The sequence below is a fragment of the Salinicola sp. genome, from assembly GCF_982684285.1.
Window position 1 is genome coordinate 1 of record NZ_CEXLVS010000236.1, and the last position, 6,408, is coordinate 6,408.

Sequence of the window (6,408 nt, forward strand, 5' to 3'; positions counted from 1 at the left end):
CGTTCCCGGCCGAGGAGACAGCCATGTTCAATGCCATTGTGGTCAGCCAGCACGAAGACCGGTCATCCGAGGCGACGCTGTCTCGGCTGGCGCCCGATGCCCTCCCGCCGGGTGACGTTGTCGTCCGCGTGGCGTGGAGCACGCTCAACTACAAGGACGCCCTGGCGATCACCGGCAAGGGGCCGGTGATCCGCCGGTTCCCCATGGTGCCCGGCATCGATCTGGCCGGCACGGTGGAGCAGAGCGACGACCCGGCCTGGCAACCGGGCGACCGGGTGCTGATCAACGGCTGGGGAATCGGCGAATCGCACTGGGGCGGGCTGGCGCAGATGGCCCGGGTGCGCTCGGAATGGTTGACCGCCCTTCCACGCGGCCTCGACCTGCGGCAAACCATGGCGATCGGCACGGCGGGTTATACGGCGATGCTGAGCCTGATGGCGCTGGAGCGACACGGGCTCGAGCCGGGCCGCGGCGACGTTCTCGTCACCGGCGCCAACGGCGGCGTCGGCAGTGTCGCCATCATGCTGCTGGCAAGCCGGGGCTATCGTGTCGTCGCCTCGACCGGGCGCCCGGAAGAACGGCAACACCTGGAGTCTCTCGGCGCCTCGGAGATCCTGCCGCGGGAGCCGCTGTCGAAACCGGGGCGCCCGTTGGAAGAGACGCGCTGGGCGGCGGTCATCGACTCGGTCGGCAGCCACACCCTCGCCAACGCCTGCGCGCAGACCCAGTCCGATGGGCTGGTGGCGGCCTGCGGGCTGGCCCAGGGGATGGATTTCCCGGCCACCGTCGCGCCGTTCATCCTGAGAGGCGTGTCGCTGCTCGGCATCAACAGCGTGTTCAGGCCCCATGCGGAACGGACGGAGGCCTGGTCCCGCCTGGCCGCGGAACTCGACCTCGAGAGGCTGGAGCGGACGACGACCGATATCGGCCTGTCGCAGGCCATCGATGCGGCGAGCGGACTTCTGGCCGGCAGCGTCCGCGGTCGCCTCGTCGTGGATGTCAATCGATGAACGATCCGGCTCGCCCTGCCCGGGGGCGAGCCATTCAGGCCGGATGGCCCAGCAGCACGCGCAGCGCCTGGCGATTCTCGACCAGGTCGGCCAGCACATAGCCGTCGAGCACGGCGAGAAAGGCCTGCTGGGCCTTGGCTAGCACGCCCTTCAGGCGGCAGCCCGGTTCGATCGGACAGGTCGATTCCGGCCCGAAACACTCCAGCAGCTCCAGGTTTTCGGTTTGCCTCACCAGCGCGCCGATGCCGATCTCCTCGGCGGGCCGCTGAAGCCGCAGGCCGCCGCCCCGCCCGCGCAGGCTGGCCACGTACCCCAGTTGCACCAGTGTCTGGGCGACCTTGGCCAGATGATGCGTGGAGATGCCGTAGTGTGTCGCAGCGGCCTGTACCGTGGCCGGCATCTGGTCGTCCCTCACCGCCAGGTAGATCAGCAGTCTCAGGGCGTAATCGGTGTGCGTCGTCAGTTTCATCAGCGCTTGACAGCCATAATTTGGTAAATGATACTCCCATTTAAATAGGCATTTAAAATACCGATTAAAATCCTGCCAGAGGAGTCGAGATGCCAACCACCGCCCAGATCGATATCGTCAAGAGCACCATCCCGGTGCTGAGACAGCATGGCGAGACACTGACCCGCCACTTCTACGCCCGCCTGTTCGAGCACCACCCCGAGGTCCGGCACTACTTCAATCCCGCGCATCAGCGCTCTGGCGGTCAACAGCGGGCCCTGGCCGGCGCCATTCTCGCCTACGCCCAGCATATCGACGATCCGGCGGCGCTCGCCGATGCCATCGAGGTGATCGCCCAGAAGCACGCCTCGTTGACGATCCAGCCGGAACACTACCCGATCGTCGGCGAGCACTTGCTGGCGTCGATCCGGGAAGTGCTGGGCGACGCCGCCACCGACGAGGTGCTCGATGCCTGGGCCGCAGCCTACGGCGAACTGGCCAGGGTGTTCATCGAGCGCGAACGGACGATCTACGCCGAACAGCGCAAACATCAGGGTTGGGCGGGATTCAAGCCGTTCACGATCGTGCGGCGCGAGCGCGAGAGCGACAACATCGTCTCCCTCTATTTGGTGCCGGCGGACGGCAGCGAGCCGCCCGCGCACCTGCCAGGGCAGTATGTCTCGATTCGCGTGCAGGATGCCGATGGCCACACCGCCATGCGCAACTACAGTCTCTCCAACGCGCCGGGCGCCGCGGCTTATCGAATCAGCGTCAAACGTGAGGTCGGGGATGGCGAGGCTCCCGGGGGCGATGTCTCGAACCGCATTCACGACGACCTGGCCCAGGGCGACCGGATCGAGCTCTCACCGCCGTGCGGTGCGTTCACGCTCGAGCTGCCGGAATCGGCGGACAAGCCGCTGGTCTTCATCGCCGGCGGCATCGGTGCCACACCGCTGGTCTCCATGGCCCACGCGGCACTGCACGCCTCCCCGTCGCAGCCGGTTATCTTCATCCAGGCCGTACGCCACGGCGGGCTGCGACCGTTCACCCGCGAACTGGAGACGCTGGCCAGCCATCATCCGAACTTCAGCCTTCACGTGTGCTTGAGCGAGCCAGGCGAAGCGGACGGCGCCGGCGACTCCGGGATCAAGCGCGGCGAGCTGGAACCGGCAGACCTCGAACGCTGGATCGGCGGGTGGGGAGCGACCTACTATTTCTGCGGGCCGCTACCGATGATGAGCCGGGTCGATCGGATGCTGGAAACCCGTGGCGTGGCGGCCGGCGATCGCCGCTACGAATGTTTCGGCCCAGCACAGCCGCTGGCGGCCTGACCGGATGACGATGGAACGCCCGGGCCGCAACACCACTTGAATAGCGCCATGACCGGGGAAACAACGCCATGACTGGGGAGATAGCGACATGACTTGCGAATTCATCAACGACCTTGGGTTGAAAGCGCCGATCTTCCAGGCGCCCATGGCGGGCGTCGCGACACCGGCCATGGCGGCCGCGGTCTCCAACGCCGGCGGGCTGGGCGCCCTGGGAATTGGCGCGTCGACGCCGGAGGGCGCAGGCAAGGCCATTCGGGAAACCCGCGCCCTGACGACTCGGCCGTTCAACGTCAACGTCTTCTGTCACGCGCCGGCGCTGCGTGACAACGACCGCGAACGCCGCTGGATCGAGCGCGCCCGCCCGCTGTTCGAGTCGTTCGGCGCGCGCCCACCGGCGCAGTTGAGGGAGATCTATTCGTCCTTCCCGGCCAGCGACGCCATGCTCGAAGTCCTGCTCGAGACCCGTCCTGCCGTCGTCAGCTTCCATTTCGGCCTTCCCCGGCCCGAGCAGATCGAGGCGCTGCGCCAGGCGGGATGCCGGTTGATGGCGACCGCAACCTGCCTTGCCGAGGCCCGGCAGATCGCGGAGTGCGGGCTCGATGCGATCGTCGCCCAGGGGTGGGGCGCGGGAGGCCATCGCGGCGTGTTCGACCCCGATGCCACTGACGAAGGACAATCGACACAAGCACTGACCCGCCAGCTCGTCCAGGAGATATCTCTGCCGATCATCGCGGCGGGCGGCCTGATGGATGGTGCCGATATCCAGCACGCCCTGGACTGGGGGGCGGCAGCCGCGCAACTGGGAACGGCTTTCATCCGTTGCCCGGAGAGCGCGGCCGACGAAGCCTATCGGGCTCGCCTGGTGTCCGGCGAGGGCACCGTGATGACGCGTGCGGTTTCCGGTCGCCCTGCGCGCTGCCTGGTCAATCGGTTTACCGCTTGGGCCGAAGATGCCGACCGCGATGAGATCCCGGCCTATCCAAATACCTACGATCTCGGCAAGGCACTGAATGCCGCGGCCAAGGAAAGGGGCGAAACGGGCTTCGGGGCGCAATGGGCCGGTATCGGCAAAGCGCGGGGCGACAGCCTCCCGGCGGGAGAACTGATTCTAAAGCTGGAAGAAGAGCGACGAGCGGCGGCTTCGGCCGGCGGTCATCGGTTCGGGGGGAAGGCAGGCAAGACCGGTGGGTAATCCAGTTCAGGCAATCAGCACAGCGGATAAGAGACCCTGTCGTGACAGGCCTCAGATACGCTGCTGTTCCTTGCCAATCAGCTCCACGGCATCCTGCCGTGCGTCCCTGTGAGAACCGCTTCCTGCGGCTTCCTTCCGTTGATTCGGTACCTCCCTGGTACCGCCCCCACGGTAGACCCGTTACTCACCGAATGAGTTGATACAGATCATCTAACGCAAAATAAATTCGATGTACGGGGATCCGGCTGTCGCCAGCCGGCCGCATCCACACCAAGCCTCCCGAGGCTTCCTTGCCTAGCGTCCCTGGCGGCATGTTTGGGTATGTGGACCCCGCACCATCCCTGATGCAATGCTCAATGTGGTGCAGAAAGCCCGATTACGCCAACGTGAATCTCCACCGGCCAGCGCGCTCGGCGCTGACCGCCCCCGACACCAGGCCCGGTAATCATGCGCTCGACCGGGATCGCCCGCCCCAGCCCGCGGATAAGGACCGCAGGCGTCTCGAGGCGAAAGCGCGCTATTCGTCCAGGTCGCGGATCCATTGACGCACCCGATGACGCCTCGGACGCGAAGCGTATCGTCGAGTCACGAGACGCGTCGGCACGAGCGCCTCGCCCGATTCACCCATGGTCAGCTCGAAGGTTCTGGCGGCCCCCACGGGCGAGTCCTCACTGCCGTAGACGGCGATGACCTGCAGCTCTATCGACTGGAGCGTGCGCCCATCGACCGACTGGAAGTCATCGGAGGGGAGTCCGTGAAAACGAAGAATGCGGCCGATGATGTCTTGGAAAGTGCCGATATGATTGTAGCTGCCGGAGAGCATCGGCCCCTGCCGGGTGGTCTCGATCAAGCGACTGGCCTCGTCTCGCTCGCCCGGCGACGCCTCGAAGTCGATCATATCCTTGGAGAGCGTCCCCTGGTCGGTGTGAAGTATCGCGACAATGTGTTCGATGAAGATCGGCTCGGGGCTCATGTTGCTGATGACGCAACGGGCCTGCAGCGTGCGGCCGAAGCCACGATTGATGATGATCTTGGGTTGACGTTGGCGTCTGAAATTCAGGTAAAGCAGTTGCGCGTAGAACAGCCAGACGAAGAGCGTACACACGCTGGTCAAGGCCGTGATGGCCGGGCTGTTCTGGGAAATCCAATCCATCATATCGGTGCTCGCAACCTCTTCCCCCAAGGCATCGCCGTTCACCACGCGTGACACGGCCAGGTATCAACGAATTGCCGTCAGGGAGCAACCCGCAGCTATCACGTTGGACCATGGCACCGACGTTCGCAATGATCCCGGCAACGCCATGAGCGGAGCCTTCCGCCCAACGAAAGGGGGAACCGGTCGAACCGGCTCCCCCTATGCCCTACTTCCCTGTCGGCCGTTCACGGCTTCCTGCCGACGCATCCCTGCCTGACGCGTCCTGCGTTACCCTCCCTGTGCGAACAGGCTTCCTAGCCCGCTCACACTGTGACTCTTTCCACCATAAGACGAATTGATCCGGATCAAGAACGCCCCATCAGTTTGTATCGAAATGTTTCATGAGCACAGGCGAGCGATGGAATCAGCTGGCACTTCAGTGGTTTTATCGACACGCCGGCCCGTGATGCATCGGACCACTGCGTCAAATGGAGCGATCTGAAGCAAACTTGGCTTTTTTGAGCCAGCAGCACTACTGAAAAGCCCCAAAACCCTCAGTAAACTTAAGGGGTTCACAAGATAAAAAAACCCTTTACACTTCGCAATAATCACCAAATAAATAAAGATAAAAGCAATTTATTGATAGAAATCCATGAGCCCGGTGTTTTTGCAGTTGGAACACGGAATAGAACTCTGTCGCCAAAATTTACTGTTCTGGCTAGCGTCCCTGCGGCCGCTTCAACCCGGTATGGCAAACGGTCCCCGCTGACTCTTTTCCATAGCCGGGTTATTTTTTCATGCTCGGACATCTGCGTTCTGGACCGCCACTTCGGACGCCCCTTGGTAGCCAAGCAAACTCTGCACCAGTGATGAATTCCGCTTCAGGACTGCAAGGTAAGCAACCACGCCGGCAGCATACTTACCTTTGATCTTGGCGCCCAATTGTCAATCGAGAGAACAAAAAAACGGTTATAAAGCAAAAACGAAATTTTAAACTCAGTTTAGAAGAGCATCTTCTCAACCATGACATTATTTGTGAGTTCTAAAACTTCGAGGATCGAATCGTATACTCCGCCATCACCGACCAGTCGCGATCGCCGAGACCGGCGTCGACCGTTTCGGCCATTCTTTGATAGACCGCTGCCAGCATCGGTAGTGAACCTTCGGTTTGCTCGGCGGCTTCACTGGCTAGGCGCAGATCCTTGAGGCCCAACGTCGCCTTGAATCCCGGCTCGTAGTCGTCGTTCGCGATATTGGCCGAGTAGACCTGATAGGAGCGGCTACCGAACAAC

The 6,408-nt window shown here is 63.1% G+C and carries 6 protein-coding genes; 3 read left to right on the forward strand and 3 right to left on the reverse strand.

Going from position 1 to position 6,408, the window contains the following annotated elements:
- A partial coding sequence (acuI, locus tag AC3AYF_RS16890; protein ID WP_487780054.1) for an acrylyl-CoA reductase (NADPH) occupies positions 1–1,010 on the forward strand: 1,010 nt, incomplete at its 5' end.
- A gap of 34 nt (positions 1,011–1,044) precedes the next feature.
- Here acuI and AC3AYF_RS16895 read toward each other — a convergent pair.
- On the reverse strand, positions 1,045–1,479 hold the full coding sequence (locus AC3AYF_RS16895; RefSeq protein WP_295039719.1) for an Rrf2 family transcriptional regulator: 435 nt from the start codon (positions 1,477–1,479) through the stop codon (positions 1,045–1,047).
- Between the two features lie 89 nt (positions 1,480–1,568).
- On the opposite strand from AC3AYF_RS16895, the gene hmpA reads away from it, so the two are divergent.
- Together hmpA and AC3AYF_RS16905 are read left to right on the forward strand one after the other, a co-directional pair.
- Positions 1,569–2,789 carry an NO-inducible flavohemoprotein gene (gene hmpA, locus AC3AYF_RS16900; RefSeq protein WP_295039721.1) on the forward strand — a complete coding sequence of 407 codons (1,221 nt, stop codon included), beginning with the start codon at positions 1,569–1,571 and terminating at the stop codon, positions 2,787–2,789.
- 88 nt (positions 2,790–2,877) lie between these two features.
- A complete protein-coding gene (locus AC3AYF_RS16905; protein WP_295039738.1) occupies positions 2,878–3,981 on the forward strand; it encodes an NAD(P)H-dependent flavin oxidoreductase in 1,104 nt (367 codons plus the stop codon).
- Between the two features lie 517 nt (positions 3,982–4,498).
- On the opposite strand, the gene AC3AYF_RS16910 is transcribed toward AC3AYF_RS16905, so the two are convergent.
- Both AC3AYF_RS16910 and AC3AYF_RS16915 read right to left on the reverse strand, forming a co-directional pair.
- Positions 4,499–5,137, reverse strand: coding sequence for a hypothetical protein (locus AC3AYF_RS16910; protein WP_295039741.1), 639 nt, complete (start codon positions 5,135–5,137; stop codon positions 4,499–4,501).
- 1,021 nt (positions 5,138–6,158) lie between these two features.
- A partial coding sequence (locus AC3AYF_RS16915) for an NAD-binding protein (protein ID WP_487780055.1) occupies positions 6,159–6,408 on the reverse strand: 250 nt, incomplete at its 5' end.